At 42.5% G+C, this 17,698-nt stretch carries 17 protein-coding genes; 3 read left to right on the top strand and 14 right to left on the bottom strand.

Annotation, left to right across the window (positions count from 1 at the left end; translation table 11 throughout):
• Nucleotides 1–21 precede the first annotated feature (21 nt).
• Complete coding sequence (locus BM192_RS06930; RefSeq protein WP_051760029.1) at nucleotides 22–2,505, bottom strand: TonB-dependent receptor; 2,484 nt, start codon at nucleotides 2,503–2,505, stop codon at nucleotides 22–24.
• 96 nt (nucleotides 2,506–2,601) lie between these two features.
• Between BM192_RS06930 and BM192_RS06935 the strand changes: the two genes are divergently transcribed.
• A complete protein-coding gene (locus tag BM192_RS06935) occupies nucleotides 2,602–3,201 on the top strand; it encodes a thioredoxin family protein (protein WP_037442319.1) in 600 nt (199 codons plus the stop codon).
• A gap of 23 nt (nucleotides 3,202–3,224) precedes the next feature.
• Here BM192_RS06935 and BM192_RS06940 read toward each other — a convergent pair whose 3' ends face one another.
• From BM192_RS06940 to dcd, 5 genes are all read right to left on the bottom strand, one after another.
• Nucleotides 3,225–3,506: an ATP-dependent Clp protease adaptor ClpS gene (locus BM192_RS06940; RefSeq protein ID WP_037442321.1), complete on the bottom strand. Its 282-nt coding sequence runs from the start codon at nucleotides 3,504–3,506 to the stop codon at nucleotides 3,225–3,227.
• A gap of 65 nt (nucleotides 3,507–3,571) precedes the next feature.
• Nucleotides 3,572–4,447 (bottom strand): SDR family oxidoreductase, encoded by an 876-nt coding sequence (locus BM192_RS06945; protein ID WP_037442323.1) that lies wholly within the window; start codon nucleotides 4,445–4,447, stop codon nucleotides 3,572–3,574.
• A gap of 4 nt (nucleotides 4,448–4,451) precedes the next feature.
• The gene (locus BM192_RS06950; RefSeq protein WP_037442325.1) at nucleotides 4,452–5,210 is read right to left on the bottom strand and encodes an enoyl-CoA hydratase/isomerase family protein; all 759 of its coding nucleotides are present in this window, start codon (nucleotides 5,208–5,210) and stop codon (nucleotides 4,452–4,454) included.
• A 15-nt stretch (nucleotides 5,211–5,225) separates the two neighbouring features.
• Nucleotides 5,226–7,919, bottom strand: a complete 2,694-nt coding sequence (locus BM192_RS06955) for a carboxypeptidase-like regulatory domain-containing protein (protein WP_037442326.1) — start codon at nucleotides 7,917–7,919, stop codon at nucleotides 5,226–5,228.
• 143 nt (nucleotides 7,920–8,062) lie between these two features.
• Nucleotides 8,063–8,599, bottom strand: coding sequence for a dCTP deaminase (dcd, locus tag BM192_RS06960; RefSeq protein WP_037442328.1), 537 nt, complete (start codon nucleotides 8,597–8,599; stop codon nucleotides 8,063–8,065).
• 66 nt (nucleotides 8,600–8,665) lie between these two features.
• On the opposite strand from dcd, the gene BM192_RS06965 reads away from it, so the two are divergent.
• Together BM192_RS06965 and lipB are read left to right on the top strand one after the other, a co-directional pair.
• Nucleotides 8,666–9,301 carry a 4'-phosphopantetheinyl transferase family protein gene (locus tag BM192_RS06965; RefSeq protein WP_037442330.1) on the top strand — a complete coding sequence of 212 codons (636 nt, stop codon included), beginning with the start codon at nucleotides 8,666–8,668 and terminating at the stop codon, nucleotides 9,299–9,301.
• A gap of 10 nt (nucleotides 9,302–9,311) precedes the next feature.
• Nucleotides 9,312–10,019: a lipoyl(octanoyl) transferase LipB gene (gene lipB, locus BM192_RS06970; protein ID WP_037442332.1), complete on the top strand. Its 708-nt coding sequence runs from the start codon at nucleotides 9,312–9,314 to the stop codon at nucleotides 10,017–10,019.
• On the opposite strand, the gene BM192_RS06975 is transcribed toward lipB, so the two are convergent.
• From BM192_RS06975 to BM192_RS07010, 8 genes are all read right to left on the bottom strand, one after another.
• Complete coding sequence (locus BM192_RS06975) at nucleotides 10,000–11,427, bottom strand: L-serine ammonia-lyase (protein WP_037442334.1); 1,428 nt, start codon at nucleotides 11,425–11,427, stop codon at nucleotides 10,000–10,002. The two genes, lipB and BM192_RS06975, sit on opposite strands and share 20 nt — an antisense overlap.
• Before the next feature lie 34 nt (nucleotides 11,428–11,461).
• A complete protein-coding gene (locus BM192_RS06980) occupies nucleotides 11,462–12,118 on the bottom strand; it encodes an MgtC/SapB family protein (RefSeq protein ID WP_051760031.1) in 657 nt (218 codons plus the stop codon).
• Between the two features lie 102 nt (nucleotides 12,119–12,220).
• Nucleotides 12,221–13,861, bottom strand: coding sequence for a chaperonin GroEL (gene groL / locus BM192_RS06985; RefSeq protein WP_037442336.1), 1,641 nt, complete (start codon nucleotides 13,859–13,861; stop codon nucleotides 12,221–12,223).
• A gap of 68 nt (nucleotides 13,862–13,929) precedes the next feature.
• Nucleotides 13,930–14,220 (bottom strand): co-chaperone GroES, encoded by a 291-nt coding sequence (locus tag BM192_RS06990; RefSeq protein ID WP_037442338.1) that lies wholly within the window; start codon nucleotides 14,218–14,220, stop codon nucleotides 13,930–13,932.
• Between the two features lie 228 nt (nucleotides 14,221–14,448).
• Nucleotides 14,449–14,802 carry a preprotein translocase subunit SecG gene (gene secG, locus BM192_RS06995; RefSeq protein WP_037442340.1) on the bottom strand — a complete coding sequence of 118 codons (354 nt, stop codon included), beginning with the start codon at nucleotides 14,800–14,802 and terminating at the stop codon, nucleotides 14,449–14,451.
• Between the two features lie 14 nt (nucleotides 14,803–14,816).
• A complete protein-coding gene (locus BM192_RS07000) occupies nucleotides 14,817–15,908 on the bottom strand; it encodes a hypothetical protein (protein WP_037442342.1) in 1,092 nt (363 codons plus the stop codon).
• Nucleotides 15,909–15,944: 36 nt separating this feature from the next.
• Nucleotides 15,945–16,454: an LptE family protein gene (locus BM192_RS07005; protein WP_037442345.1), complete on the bottom strand. Its 510-nt coding sequence runs from the start codon at nucleotides 16,452–16,454 to the stop codon at nucleotides 15,945–15,947.
• 3 nt (nucleotides 16,455–16,457) lie between these two features.
• Nucleotides 16,458–17,690: a sigma-54 interaction domain-containing protein gene (locus BM192_RS07010; RefSeq protein ID WP_037442347.1), complete on the bottom strand. Its 1,233-nt coding sequence runs from the start codon at nucleotides 17,688–17,690 to the stop codon at nucleotides 16,458–16,460.
• Between the last annotated feature and the right edge of the window lie 8 nt (nucleotides 17,691–17,698).

Here is a 17,698-nt window from a genome sequence, read left to right on the forward strand (position 1 = left end):
CGCTGTAAAGCGGTCATTTCCTTAAAATTGGCCTTCATCAGGTCTGTTGTCAACCTGTTCAGGTTTCTTCTGTTTTTTCTGGAATGTCGTCTGACCGAAGCGGTAAGAGAACGTAATGTTGCCCATTGGACCTGTCATATAACGTTCAAAATCTACGATAGACCTGCCGTCATTGGTTACCATACCAAACTGGCGTGTGTTGAAAATATCTCTTACATTCAGGCCGAGTGAAGCTTTTTTACCCGGAAAATCGTATTTAGCGCCGCCGTCAAAAGTATACATCGACTTCCGTCTACCTTGAGCCAGTACCTGCGACGAAGTGTATTCACCTCTGAGCTGTAAAGTAATTCCGTAAGGAAGTACAAAATTGTTAGTCAGGTTAGAGTTCCAGCTAAAACCCGAATTGCCGGCAATGTCATAAGCTGGGACAGCATCAATTTTACTGTGATATACATTTACGTTTGCTGTAAAGTTCCATGCTTTTAGCACATCGACTTTAGCAATTAGTTCCAGCCCGCTCGAAAGATCTTTAGTTAAATTCTGAGGAGTAGAGATAATCACCCCATTTTCATCAGGCTGAGAACGTACACGCTGAATAAGGTCGTTCGTTCTGCGTACGTATGCACTGGAAATTAAGGTAACTTTAGGCCAGAATTTGCTGTATCCGAGTTCGAAAGCATGTACATCTTCAGGCAGCAGGTTTGGATTACCGCGACGCCAGTTTAAAGGATCACCATAATCAATAAACGGATTGGTATCCCATGGTCTTGGTCTGTTTACTCTTCTGCTGTAACTTAACTGGATCTGCTGCTCATGTTCCATTTTCTGTGTCAGATAGATACTTGGATAAAGACGTTTATAAGCAATTTTAGAAGTTGCATTTACCAATTGGTTATTCAGGTCATAACCACCGCTATTAGATACCAGGGAAGCATCTTCTGCACGTAATCCGAACTGATAACCGAATTTGCCAATCTGATTCTGATAATTCATATAGATTGCATGTACCTGATCTTTACTGTCAAATAAATTTGTCAGACGCAGATCCGGGCGGTAACTTTCTAAATCGTAGTCAAATAACTGGGCATCTGTAGTGTTGTCTGAAAAACGGATCTGGCTGCGATATCCTGCCTCCAGTTTACCTGTTTTACCGATCGAAGTATTATAATCTGCCTGAATATTATAGTTTTTGTTATCGCCCTCATTATCATTCGTACGTCTTTCGCCATTACCAGGAGCAATACCGTTCAGGCTTTGCAGATCGGTAATGTATCGCTGGAAATTGTCGTTATTACCTTTGGAGAAGCCAAAATTGAAAGTCAGCTCTTCACCTGGTTTAAACTTATGGCTATAATCCAGGTTAGTATCAAAACTCTTGCCGCTGCCCAGATTAGTATTTGTCCGGTTGCTCAGTTCGAGCGGATTACGTTGTGCATTATATTTATTAATGTCCAGTAATTCAGTCCGGTCATTATCCCTGATATTAAAACCACCAGAAAAACTCAGAATATCTTTAGAAGTCAGATAATAATCCAGACCTGCTTTTACATTATGACTTTTATCGGTGTTTCTAGAGTCTGTCAACTGATCGGCGAAGGCAAGTTCACCAATGGGCTGCAGGTATTCTATATTATTGAAACCGCCGCCAATTCTATTTCCTCTTCTGAAAGAATAATTACCATAAAGATTCACTTTTTTATTTTGAAAACTCAGACTGGTATTTGCGTTATAGTTATCCCTGTTTCCTGCAGTAAGTGCAACATTCCCGTTAAAGCCTAATTTAGCGTTCTTTTTCAATACGATGTTAATGATACCTGATTGCCCTTCTGCATCATATTTGGAAGAAGGGTTTGTGATTACCTCCACAGTTTCGATAGAACTGGCAGGGATGGACTGCAGAATCTGCGCGACATTTCCACCCGCAATTAAAGAAGGCTTACCGTCAATCAGTACCCTTACACCAGTAGAGCCTCGTAAGCTTACATTTCCGTCCACATCAGTCTGCACAGAAGGAACATTCGCCAGCAGGTCTGTGGCCGAACCACCTTCACTGACAAGACTTTGTTCAACAGAAAATACTTTTTTGTCTATGCCCAGCTGTATAGGACTTTTCTGTGCTGTAATCGCAACTTCATTCAGCACATTGCCTTTAGAAGCTGTCATTTTTACAGTTCCAAGATTGAAGTCTTTACCTGCAACCAGTGTCACGTTATTTTTTACCATTGTTTGATAACCAACATAGCTGATTTTAACCGTGAAACTGCCAGCGGGAAGATTTGGAATCGAAAGGTTACCGTCTGCATCAGTCTGGGCAGTACGGACAACGGCTTTGGTACTGTTATTTAAAACAACAGCCGAAGCGAAAGGAACAGTTTCATTATTTTGCACATCTACAACTTTTCCGGTAAGTTTACCGTTGCCGGTATTTTGAGCCTGGATAGCTGAAGAGACAAAGAAGTTTAAAATTAAACTGAATAATAGAATTTTGTAGATAGACAGGTTCATTAAGTTAGTGTATTTTGGTGTATTTTCTTAGGATGGACAAAGTAACGGTGCGATAGTTTAAAAAACAGGTGGTAACTATTTTATTACAACGCATATATGGTTAATTACAGTAATATTTTTGTGAATGAAGGTTTAAGCTATTCTGCCTATAAAGAATTAGTTACAAAGCGCCTTGAGAATGGTCAGACTACGGGGGAAGACAGTAGTGAAGCCATGCTGCATTACAGTAAAATGAATCTTCAGCGTATGAAGCGGGTTGAAAAAACTATTCGGGTTCTGCCAGAACTCGAAAAAGAGCTTTTGGCATTAACAGATCGATACCGTCTACTGATTATTACTGAAGGCTGGTGTGGTGACGCCGCTCAGTTGGTACCGGTATTTCAGCACATCGCTTTACAATTTCCTGAAAAACTGGAGCTACGACTCGTCCTGCGTGATCAACATTTAGAATTGATGGATGCGCATCTCACTAATGGTGGTAGGGCTATCCCTGTTATGCTGATAATTAATGAAGAAGGTGAGCAGATTGCAAAATGGGGTCCCCGGCCTGCAATTCTGCAGGAAATGCTCGGTGGATGGAAGAAGGAAGAATCAGATCTATTCAAAGTAGCTGAAAAACTGCATCACTGGTACGCAAAAGATCAGACCAGACATACACAAGAAGAGCTCAGCCAGGTTTTCCGGTCTTTGAAATAGAGCAGGCAGACCGGAAGGCCGGATTAGTCTACAGTCACAGTCAGTCCTTCCTGCTGTAATATTTTACGATAGATTTCCATTTCAGTAAAAGACCCTTTTAAAACGGCACATTTGCCCTTGTTATGAACTTCCCAGGCAATCTTTTCTGCCTGTGAATCTGTATAGTCCAGATATTTGGTCATACAATGGATTACATGGTCAAAAGTATTCACATCATCATTCCAAAGAATAAGACGGTGAGAAGTCTTCAAAGAGGACAGGATCTCTTCCAGCGTAAATGATTCTTCTTTCGTTTCTGTAGTCATTTTACAAAAATAACCTAATTTCAAAAAAAAGATACGTTAAAATAAAATTATTATTATCTACTGGATCAGCTTCCTTTTGCCGAACGTGTCATTTGTGCGAATGAATCCCAAAGTTCATCTGGAATTGCTTCCAGGCCGTTAAATTGCCCGGCACCCTGCAACCATTCGCCTCCGTCAATAGTGATTACCTCACCGTTAATATAAGAAGAGAAATCGCTGAGCAGAAATGCAGCCAGATTAGCCAGTTCCTGATGCTCACCGACTCTTTTTAGCGGAACCCTATTTTTGAAATCGAACTTTTCGGCCAGATCTCCCGGTAGAAGACGTTCCCAGGCTCCCTTGGTTGGAAATGGCCCCGGTGCGATCGCATTAGTACGGATACCATATTTACCCCATTCTACAGCCAATGACCGGGTCATTGCCAATACACCGCCTTTTGCACAGGCAGAAGGCACAACATAGGCAGAACCAGTAAATGCATACGTAGTTACAATATTGAGAATGCTCGCTGGCTGTTTAGCTGCGATCCAATGTTTACCGAAGGCAAGCGTACAGTTAACCGAACCTTTCAGCACAATGTCAATTACAGTAGAGAAAGCATTGGCAGAAAGACGCTCGGTAGGGGAGATGAAGTTTCCCGCTGCATTATTCAGCAGGCAGTCGACCTGTCCGAAAGTCTGCAGGGTTTCTTTCAATACATTTTCGACCTGTTCGTACTCGCGTACATCACAGGCAACAGCAAGTACCTTCCCGCCTGTTTCCTGCTCCATTTCTTTTGCAGTCTTTTCCAGTACATCAGCTTTTCTACTGGTGATTACTAAGTTTGCACCCAGCTTCAGGAAGTACGTACCCATTGCTCTCCCCAGCCCTGTACCACCGCCTGTAATTACAATTGTTTTGCCTTTCATGGCATCGTCCCTTAACATTGGCTGATTATACATATGCTTACTTTTTAAGGTTATCAATTAACATTTTGAGAATACTGCGTGTTGCAGGAGACCACCATTGTTCCAGCATCCTGTCCAGCGCGAGCGTTTGATCTGCTGAAGTGGCTGCTATAATTCCCGCACGGATATTCAGTTTACTTTGCTGCCAGGTCTGCGGTTCAAAAGCCATATACTTTCTGACTTTTCTTTCGGCGGCGGTCATGATACTTTCCGGCTTAACCAATTCATCTACCAGCCCGATCTTTAATGCCTCTTCAGGGTCAAATAATTTACCTTCGAGCAGACTTCTGGATGCAGCGGCATGACCCAACCAGAAAGCATAGAGCTGAAAGATGCTGTCCGGAACAATAATGCCGACAGGTACTTCGTTCAGACCGATAATAAACTTGCCCTCTGCCATAACCCGCGCATCACAGGCCAGTGCGATCACACAACCGCCAGCAGGAGCATGCCCATTCAGTGCGGCCACCAGTGGTTTTTTAAATGCAGTAATAATAGATCCAAAACGGAGAAAGAGCTCCCAGAAAGATCGGGTATCTTCCTGATCATATCCGTATAATTCGATCAGGTCCAGGCCGGCCGAAAAGAAATTATCACGTCCGGTGATTAGTAAGCCACCTATGTTATCATCTTTCTCGATATTCAGCAGCATATCCGTCAGCTCGGTGATCATCTCCCGGTTCATAGCATTTGACTTTCCTCTGTTGAGGGTTAATATAGCCAGACGGTCTTTGATCGTTACATGTATGGTGTTCATATTTTTGTCTTAAAATTAATCTACAGTATAAGTCAGGACTTTACGCCCGGGCCTTCCCAAATTATCCATTCCCTCTATTACAACTCTGTAAGTTCCGGATTCGTCTGTATTATAGAAATTTATTTTTGTATTCCCTCCGGTTCCGGTATATAAATTTGGTTTCCACCAGACCGTAGAACGCAAATCGCGGCCCTCTGGTTTTTGCTCCGGGGTGTATACCGGCGAATAAAATTCTGGGGAAGAAGTATATCCCTGCACGAATACCGTAACAAGACCAGGTATATAACTTTTAAAGGCTGAGCGGGAGTCACCACGTTTGGTTGTGATAAGCAGGACACCACCTGCAGCACGCATACCGTAAATAGCCGTGTAATTTATACTTTTCAGGATCTCCACCGTCTCCACATCCACAGGGTTGATATCATCCAGAAACTCGGGGTCTACATTCATGCCATCTACTACAATCTGCATCGGATTCTCCAGGCTTCTAACCAGATAGGCCTTACCTGTCTGAATAACCAGACCTGCAACCTTCCCTTGCAGACAGTCCGATAATCTGACGCACGTGCCCAGCTCGGCAGCCAGCAAAGTCCGGTCTGCATTACCGCTTCCATTGAGATTATCTGTTCTGATAGTCTTTTTTCTTTCAGTGCGGACCTGAACCTCATTTAACTGAAAACTTCGCTGTAGCAATCCTTTGCTGGTCTGGTCATTCAAAAAAGCTTCGCTTCGCAAAATATATCTGCTGATTGCTTCATTAACATTCAATGTAATATCAGCGAAATTCTTGTTCCGAGTCGCTACCATGGCAGGCCGCAGATCCATTTTAATTTCAACATGTTTTTTGTCCTTTGCTGTTCTGGCCTGAACGACGAATTTTGTCGTGTCATTGAAAGCCAGGTTGTCAAAATTGAACCGGCCAGATGCGTCAGTCAGCGTATCAAGCAATAAAACACCATCCTTATTGCTGAATAAAGAAATTTTACCGCCTGCTACAGGTTTACCTCCTGTAGTCAGGACAGTTCCACTGATAGCAAGGGATTTTTCTACACCGAATACGGGTTTTGCCTGCTGATCGGCCAGGATATCTTTCCAGCTATACCTGCTCCATCCCTGTGTTAGAAGTAAATCGTCCAGTTTTTCAAGAGTTGCCGGTTGCCGGTCTGCCAGATACTGGTTTGGTTTCTCAACATATCCTCTTAGATCTGAGGTCAGTAACAGCGTAGTGAGGATATTTGATTCATTTTCCGGTTCGGGAATTACGATATTGGTGTTGGTTACTGAGACGGAAAAACTACCGTTTACCGGTTGTCCAGCAGCAGTAGCCTGTAATGTCGCCAGGACATTTCCACGTTTTTTATAACTAGTCTCTATCCCCTGCAGGTCGATGTCAATTTCTTCGGCTGCATTATGGACAAAAGCAAGCCTTTCTGCTAGTGGTCTGTTCTGGTTGTCAAAGAGTGTCAGCCGTATAAGACCCGAAGGAAGATCCTTTTCCGGTATAAGTACGTTGGTCAGCTGCTTGTCAGAAAGAATCTTAATAGTACTTAACACCTTTTGGTTATGCTGTACCATAATTCTGAGTTCGCCCTTATCCAACATGGACTTGCTCAGCATGGCTTTAACCTGTAGCTTCTGGTCAGGCCTGTGGTTCACAGCCAGTACATACCCGTCCTGCTTTACGGGAGGAAGCTGTAAGGTCTGGGTTGATCCGTCTCTGAATTCAATTTTAGCTTGATAGATCATTCCGGGCTGTGGGCTGAGAAAGAAACTGCCCATACCTGTTTCTGCGGTTTTAAACTTTACAACCAACTGTCCGTCCTGATCCACTACAGTCCCTGTACAAGGTTCGGCGAGACCTGTTGTCCCTAAAGATTTGACACCTACTTTAGCGGGCAGACCCTCCACAAGGTATCCGCTTTCTGGAAAAAATTGTACAGCAGTTTGCGCTGACAGCCTGTGGATAGGGATTCGTTTATCAATTCTTTGCTTGTTTACCAGATCCAGCCGCGTTTGAATATATCCGGACTGTGGGTATACAGATTTGCCGGAGAAGGATAGAATGATCTCTCCATCGCTGTTTGTAAAAGCTTTACCGCGCTCCACGGTTTTGTTTTGCAAGAAAACTTCATAGCTTACCGGTCTGGCGGCGTATGGGATTCCCTTTTTATCCGTATAGCTGATCTTAGCTTCGGTTCTGGTACCACGCTGATCTGCCGTATATGAAAAAGAAGTATGTGTGAACACCTGGTTAGCCCAGGCATTTCCGATTTTAATTGTACGGTCGTAAAAAAACTCTTCACCTGCATTGCGCATATGATTAGTATAAGCCCTGATCCGGTAATTTCCTTCCTGAAGTGTATCTGTCAGCTGAACAGAACCCCAGGTTATGCCCGATGTTAAAGGTAAGATGAGCTGTTTGGAAACAGAATCTTCGGGATTGATCAGCTCAACATAAAGTAACTGGCTTAATTGCGTTGAACGATCTTCCAGATCTGTGCTGACATAGGCTTTAAACCAGATTCGGTCTCCAATTGCATAATAGGGCTTATCCAGATGGAGGTGTACTTTTTCTTGGGGATTCAGTTCTGCATAGGCATTAATTCTCCGAAGTAAAAGCTCAAGGGGATCGTCAGCATTACAAAATGCAAAAAGGAGAAAGCAGACTGCTGCCGAGAGAAAAGATAGAAGAGAGGCGCGGAATTTCATCAGGGGCTAAAATGAATTAACCCTCAAATTAAAGTATTTGAGGGTTAATTACAAATTAAATTATGCCTTTTCTCTGAAATTTATCTAATCAAATGTTGTTTTGTCTCTGTTGATTGTTAAATATCTGTATGTCCTTCTGATGTTTAGAAGGTATTCTTCCACATCATACTTTCTACAGGCTTCGTTGTTTTATTGCTATATTTTGCATTGTCTTTGGCATGATACATCGTTTCGATCTGCCCTTCAACAACGAAATAGATCAATTGTCCGATAGGCATCCCCGCGTAAATCCGCACTGGCTGTGCACAAGAGATTTCAAGTGTCCAGGTATTGCAGAAGCCCACATCACCTTTTCCCGCCGTTGCGTGGATGTCAATTCCTAAACGACCGGTGCTGGATTTACCTTCCAGAAAAGGCACATGTGCGTGTGTCTCGGTATATTCGACAGTAACCCCGAGATAAAGTGTACCTGGCTGCAAGACAAAACCTTCTTTAGGAATTTCAAAATGCTGGATTTTATTGTGCGCTTTAGCGTCCAGTACCCGGTCTGTATAAGTGGCCAGGTATTTACCCAGATGTACATCGTAGGAATTTGTACCCAGGCATTCTGCATTAAAGGGTTCAATAATGATTGTTCCTTTGTCAATCTCTTCTAATATACGCTTATCTGAAAGTATCATTTGTCAAGTCTTTCGGCGAAATTATGATTAATTTAAGATACTTTTGCATTGATTTTTTAAAATAGAATGCCGGTAATCTATAAACATGAAATTGATGAACAGACTACACTAGCGGTCTGGAAAATCGAAGAACAGGAACAAGAGCTGATCTCTGGTTTGCAATTAAAGCAACATGAACTGGATTTTATAGCCAGCCTGAACAAAGGGAAAAGACTTCTCCACTGGTTAAGCACAAGATTACTGCTGCGAACCTTGCTCAATACCTCTGCTTATATTGATGTCCGTATGGACGATCACGGGAAGCCATTTCTATCAGATTCTTCATTTCATATTTCCCTGAGCCACTCCTATGATTATGCTGCAGTGATGATCGGAAGAACAAGAAGTGTTGGTGTGGATATTGAGATGATCAAGCCTAAAATTCAAAGTATAAAGCAGAAGTTCTTATCGCTTACCGAACTTGGAGAGCTAAATCTGGAAACGAACAGCCTGTATATTAGCTGGTGTGCAAAAGAAGCTATTTATAAATGGTACGGTAAGAAAGGACTGGAATTCAGAAAGCATATCCGTTTATTGCCATTTATACCTTCTGATCAGGGAGAACTTCAAGCAATTGTTACCTTGCCTGAAGGACCTAAAATTTTGAAAGTCAGTTATTTTAAAACACAAGACGGCTATATGACCGGTTATATTGTCGCTTAACAGAACCAAGATGAACAAACAAGTCAGTTTTCAAGACTGGGGATTAATAGATTATCAGGAAGCCTGGGATAAACAGGAAACTACCCTTCAGGCTACAGTTGCAGTTAAGACGGCGAACAGGAATGAAGGGACTAGTAATCCAACACCTAATTACTTGTTCTTTTGTGAGCATCCACATGTTTATACATTGGGTAAAAGCGGGCATGCAGAGTATCTGCTGCTCGATGAAAAAGGCCTGGAGGATAAAGGAGCTGCCTTTTATAAGATTAATAGGGGTGGTGATATTACCTATCACGGACCGGGACAGCTGGTTGGCTACCCCATTCTGGATCTCGATAATTTTTTCACTGATATACATTTATATCTGAGAACACTCGAAGAAGCCGTTATTTTAACCTTGCAGGAATACGGAATCAAAGCCGGCCGTTACCCCGGATATACGGGAGTCTGGCTGGACGCGGATAATGACAAAGCCCGGAAAATCTGTGCCATGGGTGTGCGGTGCAGCCGTTGGGTAACCATGCATGGTTTTGCGTTAAATGTTAATTCCGACCTTGATTATTTCAAGAGTATTGTTCCTTGTGGAATAGACGATAAAGATGTCACCTCCATGGAACGCGAACTCGGGTATAAATTACCCATGGAGGAGGTGAAAGAGAAACTTAAAAAGCATATTGCATCACAATTTCAGATGGTAATTAACATTCTGGCAGACTGATAGGAATATTAGTAGCCAATCCGCCATCGGAAGTTTCTTTGTATTTGGAGTTCATATCCAGCGCAGTTTCCCACATCGTATTTACTACAGCTCCGAGACTTACTTTTGCTTTGTCAGGATTACTTTGCAAGGCCAGTTGGGAAGCCGTTATCGCCTTAATTGCGCCCATGGTATTCCTCTCTATACAAGGAATCTGTACCAGACCGCCAATCGGATCACAGGTTAAACCCAAATGATGTTCCATGGCTATCTCTGCCGCCATCATCACCTGTCGCTGAGAGCCACCCATACATTCTGTCAGTGCCGCTGCAGCCATAGCTGAAGAAACACCTATCTCTGCCTGGCAGCCGCCCATAGCTGCGGAAATTGTAGCACCTTTTTTAAAGATGCTGCCTATTTCGGAGGCGCAGGTTATAAATTGAATAATCTGTGCGTCAGAATAGCCGTCGCAGAAAGTAATATAATATTGAAGCACAGCCGGAATTACCCCTGCCGCTCCATTGGTTGGTGCAGTAACTACCCTGCCAAAAGAAGCATTTTCTTCATTTACGGCAAGCGCGAAACAACTAACCCAGTCCAATGTATAATTAAATCCATTACCACCTGAACGGATAGCTTCAATCCAGCTTTTATAATCGTGATATTCTTTTTTGCCGATGAGTCTTTTATTCAAAGCGGCAGCCCTGCGGCCAACATTCAGTCCGCCCGGTAAAAAACCGCCGGTATGACAACCTCTGTACGTGCAGTCCTTCATCACTTCGAAATGGCGTAGTATTCCGGAGCGGGTCTCCGCTTCAGTGCGCCATGCCAGTTCATTTTCCATTACCACTTCAGAAACTTTCAGGCCGGTAGTCAGGCACCAGTGCAGCAGATCGCCTGCTTTTTCAATTGGGAAAGGTAGATCGACCTGTTCCTTCTCTGCTCCGGTATCACCTTCTTTTACAACGAAACCACCACCAATAGAGTAGTAGGTTTCAGAAAAAGCTTTTCCATTATCCAGGAAAGCCTGAAAAGTTACTGCATTCGGGTGGAAAGGGAGGCTCTCCGAATAAAGGAATAGCAGATCTTCTGTATAGTTAAAACTTATTTTTCTTTCACCACCCAGTAACAGACCGGCGCCATTTTTCATAGCAGCGACAGTAGGTTCGACAGCATTAACGTCAAAAGTAACAGGATCTGCACCTGCCAGCCCAAGCATAACAGCGATATCAGTCCCGTGTCCATGCCCGGTTTTGGCTAATGAGCCATAAAGCAGAATCTTCACCTGGCTAACCGATTCCAGTAAATGCTGTGCGGAAAGAGCTGCTGTAAACTGCTGCGCGGCACGCCATGGCCCAAGAGTATGTGAACTCGAAGGGCCTATGCCGATTTTAAATATATCAAATACAGAGATTTGTTCTCTAAGCATGATGCAAAACTAATAGATAAAAAGGATAAAAATTTTAGAAGTGGAATTCCAGGATGTCTTCGTCCTGCAACAGGTGATCGACAAATTTGTCATGATTCCCGGGCTTTCCGGTAGCTGTCCAGCTTCCGCTTATTTTGCCATCTGACATCACTTGTACGCCTCTTTCCATTTGAAGATCAAAGTGCCTGAAATAGTCTTCATACGAGTCCAGTTTGCCTTTGTCAAATTCCCTGACAATTCGGTACTCCCGGGTAGTGGATCTACGGATAACATATCCCTCCAGGTATGGGAAAGTAAGTAAGGCCAGCAAAACCAGTAGTGTTACACCTACAGCCTGTTCATAAAAACCAGATCCTATGGCCATGCCAATGGCAGCGACGATCCAGATTACGCAGGCGGTTGTCAGGCCTTTGATCCTGTTCTCTTCCCTGAAAATTACACCCGCACCCAAAAAACCAATACCTGTGACAATATTGGATGCAATCCTATCCTGACTGGTGGTTTCAATTTTAACAGAAAGAATAGTGAATAACGTTGCTCCCAAACCAATCATAATCATGGTTTTGAGACCAGCCTGTTTAGCTCTGAGCTCCCGCTCCAGGCCTATAAGACCACAAAGTAATGTAGCCAAAAGGAATTTATTAACTTCCGACTGAGTAATGAAATGACTGGCTTCTGATAGGTTTTCCATAGCTTGTTCCAGAGGTCAAAGATAAGTGCTTCCCGGCGTTATTGCATAAAAAAAGACCCACTAAAATATAGTGGGTCTTTTTTAAGCTTTATGGAGGAAGAATTACATCATTCCGCCCATGCCACCACCGCCCATAGGAGGCATAGAACCACCAGCAGGACTATCATCTGGCTCATCTGCTAATACACATTCTGTAGTTAACAACATGGCCGCGATAGATGCAGCGTTTTCTAAAGCTACACGACCTACTTTAGTAGGATCAATAACACCAGCACTGATTAAGTTTTCATAAACATCAGTACGGGCATTGTAACCGAAGTCAGCAGTACCTTCTTTAACTTTTTGAACAACGATAGATCCTTCAATACCTGCATTCTGGCAGATCTGACGTAATGGCTCTTCAATTGCACGACGAATAATCTGGATACCAGTAGTTTCATCTTCGTTAGCGCCTTTCATTCCGTCTAATGCTTCGATTGCACGGATGAAAGCAACACCACCACCTGCTACGATACCTTCTTCAACCGCTGCGCGAGTTGCATGTAAAGCATCATCAACACGGTCTTTTTTCTCTTTCATCTCTACTTCAGATGCTGCACCAACATAAAGAACAGCGACACCACCAGCTAATTTAGCCAGACGTTCCTGTAATTTTTCTTTGTCGTAGTCAGATGTAGTAGTTTCAGTAGCTGTTTTAATTTCGCTAACTCTAGCTCTGATTAAATCAGGGTTACCAAAACCATTGATGATTGTAGTATTGTCTTTATCAACAGTGATTTTTTCTGCAGTACCTAAGTATTCAAGATCAGCTGTTTCCAGTTTGTAACCTTTTTCTTCAGAAATTACAGTACCACCAGTTAATACAGCGATATCTTCCAGCATAGCTTTTCTACGGTCACCAAAACCAGGAGCTTTAACAGCTACTACTTTCAGGGAACCACGGATTTTGTTAACTACTAAAGTAGCTAAAGCTTCGCCATCTAAGTCTTCTGCAATAATTAATAACGGTTTACCAGTCTGAACCTGCTTCTCTAAGATCGGCAGTAATTCTTTCATGTTGCTGATTTTTTTGTCGTAGATCAGGATATAAGGATTTTCCAGTTCTGCTTCCATTTTGTCAGCATTGGTTACGAAATACGGAGATAAGTAACCACGGTCAAATTGCATACCTTCAACTGTTTTAACTTCAGTTTCAGTACCTTTTGCTTCTTCAACAGTGATAACACCATCTTTACCTACTTTACCCATTGCTTCAGCAATCAGTGCACCGATTACTTCGTCATTGTTAGCAGAGATAGATGCTACTTGTTTAATTTTATTGTTGTCTTCACCAACTGTTTGAGACTGAGCTCTTAAGTTCTCAACGATTGCTGTAACAGCTTTGTCGATACCGCGTTTCAAATCCATTGGATTAGCACCTGCAGCAACGTTTTTAATACCTGCTGTTACGATAGCCTGAGCTAAAACAGTAGCAGTAGTTGTACCATCACCTGCGATATCCGCGGTTTTAGAAGCAACTTCTTTTACCATTTGAGCACCCATGTTTTCGATAGGGTCTTTTAATTCAATTTCTTTGGCAACAGTTACACCATCTTTTGTGATTGCAGGTGAACCGAATTTTTTATCAATAATTACGTTACGACCTTTAGGTCCTAAAGTTACCTTAACGGCATTAGCCAAAATGTCAACACCTCTTTTCAGGGCGTCACGGGCTTCTACATTATATTTTACTTGTTTAGACATCTTTGTTTTTGATTAATCAGAATGAATTTTAAATAAAAATTATCTGCGAAATTTTAATTATTGGAGGATTAAAGCTCGACTGCGTAAATATCAGTTTCGCGCATGATTAAGTAATCTTTGCCTTCATAAGGAAACTCAGTGCCTCCGTATTTGCCGTAAATTACTACGTCTCCAACTTTCACAGTTGGTTTTTTACCTTCTGAATCTTCTTCAGAAACAGATACCACAGTTCCTTTTGATGGTTTTTCCTGTGCAGTTTCCGGAATGTAAAGTCCAGATGCAGTTTTAGTCTCTGCCGGAGCAGGCTCAACAATTACACGATTTGCTGTTCCTGCGATGGTTTTAAGGTTTAAAGCCATAATTTAATATAAATTTATTTTTTAGGGTAACATTAAAATTTGTAGATAACTACTTACTAAGTCTGTATCAGTTTTTATGCCAAGCGGGTTTAGCTTGACAAATTTACGCAGGCTTGTCAGCTAATGGATTATGCGTCTGATTTTTTGTGTCAGACTGGCAGAATAAAAAAAAGGCCCGTCAGCGTTTAAATTCTGACGGGCCTGATTATGCCTTGATAGCTTTAAATATTATTTAGCAGTATCTGCTGGTGCTGGTGCCGGCGCAGTTGTCTGCGGAGCAACATTTCCACCAATCGGAGAAGGCGTAGGTGTTTTATCCAGGTGTTCCTGAATTTTAGAACTTCCGCTGCCTGTACTGGCGCCACCGGTTTTACCAATAGTGGTAATAGCCAGAGAGATCACAACAATCAGTGTTAACAATACCCAGGTGCCTTTTTCTAAAACGTCTCCGGTGCGTTGTACACCAAACATGTTACTGCCGGATCCGCCTGTTGCAAGACCACCACCTTTTGGGTTTTGTATCAAAACAAACAGCCCTAGAGCAACACAAATAATGATTAATAAAATAATTAAAAAAAGCATAGTATGTTAAATGGTTAAATTTTCTTTTGAATACCTTGGATAAGGTCGGCAAAGTAACGGCTTTTTTCTGGAAACTTCAAACTTAATTTTTCATAAGTATCTATCGCCTTGTCGTAAAGCATTTGCTCTATGTAAATGTTAGCCAGGGTCTCTGACACCAGGTCATTCTGGTCTTCGGCACTCTTTTTAGCCTTATTTTCCGTGTCGATCTGCTCAGCTTTTGGCGGGTTGATCTGCGGGTCATTTTTAATAAAACTCTCGATCAGTTCGAACTCTTTTCCGGTATGTTTTGGTTTATCTTCAGCCTCCGGTAATTCCGCCTGCCCGGTAAGCGGACTTTGCAGGTGAAAAATATGTTCTACATATTGCTGTTGTAATTCAGGAGAGTCATTATTTCTGGTTTTCTGAACTGCATAGGGCTGAAAAATACTCTGATGTTCTTTGCGGGTTTTAGCCAGCCACCATAAAAACGTATAGGGTAGTTTCTCATCATGATAATTACTGACACTGCTTTTTTCTTCTGGTTCAGCCGGCTCCACTTTTTCTTCGGTCTGTACTGGCGCAGTAACCTGAAGCTCCTGTTCCTGAATTTCTGCCGGAGCCTCCGTCCCAAAGTTTTGCTCAAAAGCAAAAAAATCAGAGGAAGCAATACTTTCCACAGCAAAATCATGTTCCGGCGACGGTCTGCGTGGCGCGTCCGCAGCAGGCTGTGTTCCGTTACGGAAAGGACGATATTCTGTGTTTTCAGTTTCCGCAGGTTGTTCAGTTGCAGCCGCACTCAGAACGTGCAGGATTTCATGTGGTTGACTGGTTGCCGGATGCTGATCTGCAGATAGTGCTATAACCGATAAGTTCCGGGAATAAAATTCCTTCTGTTTAATAAAATTATGGAGTGAAGTCCCTCCAGTGTAAAAAGCGGCAGTAGCAAATACCTGTTCTTTTTCAGGTTCCTGCATCAGGGCCCTGGCAAGCAGTAGGTGCAGTGGCTGAAAATAAGGATATTCCTGAATTAATTCTTGCAGCATGAATCGATCAGCAGGGCCTGCTTTTGCAGGGTCCGCCAATAATTCTGACAGTTGATTTTTAAGATGATTATCCAGCTCCACGTGACTAAGTTAAACAATGAAATTTAATTTTCCTCTTTACCACTGCGCAAAAGCACGGTTAAAGATGTCTTCAATAAGCTGAGCATTAATTTCCCTGATAAACTGCTGTTGCTGTGATTCCAGTGTCTGTCCGGTTGCAGGAAATTCTCTGAACCTTTCGAAGGACTCTTCAAAACTCTGTTTAGGGTCTAAGTTACTGGTATATTTAACGCTGATTCTAATGGTCAGTTTATTCGTTCCTGCACTTGGTGAATTATTATTTTGCAGGGAGGTCGGGCGGATATCGTAACCTGTAATCCTGCCTTCGAATATAGCATCGGCATCATTATTCCGGATCGCCAGACTGGTCTGGTTACGAATCCTTGTTTTCAGGGCTTCAGTAAAGTCCTGGCTCAGGGTAGGAATAACCAGTGGCGCATTATTCTCGAAATATAAAACAGCTACTGTTTTCATAGCCGGTGGAATAGAAGCTCCGTTTAATTTGATGGAGCAGGAATGCAGCACTGACGCGAAAGGGATCAACAACAGTAAAAATATTTTTTTCATTGCTTAATTTAAATTCAGTTCTTTAATTTTTCTGTAGAGCGTCCGTTCTGAAATTCCCAGTTCCTGTGCAGCAAATTTCCGCTTGCCTTTATGCTTTTTTAAAGCCTTTTTAATCAGGTCAGATTCTTTGTCGATCAGGGAAAGTGATTCTTCCACTTCTTCTGCATCATGCGTGTAATTATAATCTACCGGGGCATTTTGAGAAGGTTTTTTAATAGTCAGCGTATTCTCGTGGCTCATTTCCGGATCTACATCCTGGTAAAGCTGATTAATATAATGCGGGTTCTCAGCCATGATATGCGAGGTGTTACCACCGCTCTGAATAATTTCTGCAACCAGTTTTTTCAGGTCCATCATATCCTTTTTCATATCAAAGAGAACTTTGTATAAAATATCACGTTCAGAAAAATCCTCTTTATTATTATTGTTAATAGCCATAGGAAGATTGCTGCCACCTTCATTTGGAATATAGTTCATTAGTGCCTGTGCGGTGACATTTCTGTCTTTCTCTAACACACAAACCTGTTCTGCAATATTCTTCAGTTGTCTGACATTTCCAGGCCAGCTGTAATTTGTCAGTAACTGGATAGCTTCATTGTCCAGCTGAATGCCGGGGCTGCGGTATTTATCGCTGAAATCGGCAGAGAACTTACGGAATAATAAGTAAATATCTTCTTTACGCTCCTGTAAAGCCGGAATGCGCAATGGAACGGTATTTAATCTATAATAAAGATCTTCTCTGAATTTTCCAGATTTAACCCGGTTATATACATCAACGTTGGTTGCAGCAATGATCCGGACATCTGTCTTCTGCACTTTGGAAGAACCTACCCGCAGGTATTCACCGCTTTCCAGAATTCTCAGCAGGCGTGCCTGCGTACCAAGAGGTAGCTCTGCCACCTCATCCAGAAAGATTGTACCGCCATTTGCTACTTCAAAGTATCCTTTGCGCGCTTCGTGTGCGCCGGTAAAAGAGCCTTTCTCATGGCCGAATAATTCCGAATCAATTGTACCCTCCGGAATAGCTCCGCAATTCACTGCGATAAAAGAACCATGTTTACGGGCACTGATCTGGTGAATGATATGGGAAAAAACTTCTTTACCACTACCACTTTCGCCCGTGATCAGCACGGACATATCTGTCGGGGCTACCTGCCTGGCAATATCTATTGCACGGTTGAGCAAGGGTGAGCCGCCAATAATTCCAAATCGGTTTTTGATATCCTGTACGTCCAAAATAAAAG

The sequence above is a fragment of the Pedobacter antarcticus genome (genome assembly GCF_900112985.1).
Lineage (GTDB): Bacteria > Bacteroidota > Bacteroidia > Sphingobacteriales > Sphingobacteriaceae > Pedobacter > Pedobacter antarcticus.